Raw genomic sequence first — 1,542 nt, 5'->3', positions numbered from 1 at the left:
GCAAATATCCTTTGATCCGTGAATGTCTGAATGGGGAAACCCACATGAGAATACCTCATGTATCCATACGCCAATCCATAACGTATGGAAGGGAACCCGGTGAACTGAAACATCTAAGTAGCCGGAGGAAGAGAAAGAAAAATCGATTTCCAAAGTAGCGGCGAGCGAAATGGAAAGAGCCCAAACCGGAGTGCGTGCATTCCGGGGTTCGGACCGCATAATTGATTCAGCAATTCCAGCAGAACTGTTTTGGGAAAGCAGACCAGAGAGGGTGAAAGTCCCGTAAGCGAAAGAAGAGCTGACATGGCGGTATCCAGAGTACATCGAGACACGAGAAACCTTGATGGAATAAGCGGGGACCACCCCGTAAGGCTAAATACTACTTAGTGACCGATAGCGCATAGTACTGTGAAGGAAAGGTGAAAAGGACCCCGGGAGGGGAGTGAAAGAGAACCTGAAACCCTGTGTTTACAAGCTGTGGAAGCACTTTATATGTGCGACCGCGTACTTTTTGTAGAACGGTCCGGCGAGTTACGCTTACTGGCGAGGTTAAGGACTTAAGGTCCGGAGCCGAAGGGAAACCAAGTCTTAATAGGGCGGTTATAGTCAGTAGGAGTAGACCCGAAACCGGGTGATCTATCCATGTCCAGGTTGAAGATGCCGTAAAAGGCGTTGGAGGACCGAACCCACATCCGTTGAAAAGGGTGGGGATGAGGTGTGGATAGGGGAGAAATTCCAATCGAACCCGGAGATAGCTGGTTCTCCTCGAAATAGCTTTAGGGCTAGCCTCGTTTTAGTCTTGTGGAGGTAGAGCACTGAATTTCCGCGGGGGCGTCAAAGCTTACCAAAGAATATCAAACTCCGAATGCCATTAAGATGATGAACGGGAGTCAGACTGTACGAGATAAGTTGGACAGTCAAAAGGGAAAGAGCCCAGACCACCAGCTAAGGTCCCAAAGTGTGTGTTAAGTGGAAAAGGATGTGGGGATTCAAAGACAACTAGGATGTTGGCTCAGAAGCAGCCATTCATTCAAAGAGTGCGTAACAGCTCACTAGTCGAGAGTCCCTGCGCCGAAAATGTCCGGGGCTGAAACACAACACCGAAGCTGTGGAATCATACCTAGTATGATTGGTAGAGGAGCATTCTTAAGACCGACGAAGCTGTACCGATAAGGAGCAGTGGAGGGATAAGAAGAGAGAATGCCGGAATGAGTAGCGAGAGGAAGGTGAGAATCCTTCCGGCCGAATATCCAAGGATTCCAGGGTAAAGCTGATCTGCCCTGGGTAAGTCGGGACCTAAGGAGAGGCCGAGAGGCGTATCCGATGGACAACAGGTTTAGATTCCTGTACCACATATGGTCAGAACTGTGGGGACGCAGAAGGAAAGCATGAGCCAGGAATGGAAATACTGGTACAAGCAGAGGGGATGGTGTGCTGGCAAATCCGCACACGAAAGTCCTTGCTGTGATGTGGAGCGAACTAGAGTAGCGAAGCATGCGGACCGGCTGCCGAGAAAAGCCGCTATTGTGCCATATGTGCCCG

General features: G+C 50.0%; 1 rRNA gene (running past both ends of the window). It reads left to right on the top strand.

The window, feature by feature from the left end:
* Window positions 1–1,542: ribosomal RNA gene (locus tag DXB39_RS14900) — 23S ribosomal RNA — on the top strand (it extends past both window edges: 181 nt to the left, 1,387 nt to the right).

The organism is Roseburia sp. OM03-7AC, assembly GCF_003462625.1.
In the GTDB taxonomy this organism is placed as follows: Bacteria; Bacillota; Clostridia; order Lachnospirales; family Lachnospiraceae; genus Roseburia_C; species Roseburia_C amylophila.
This window is presented reverse-complemented; position numbering and strand designations above follow the sequence as displayed.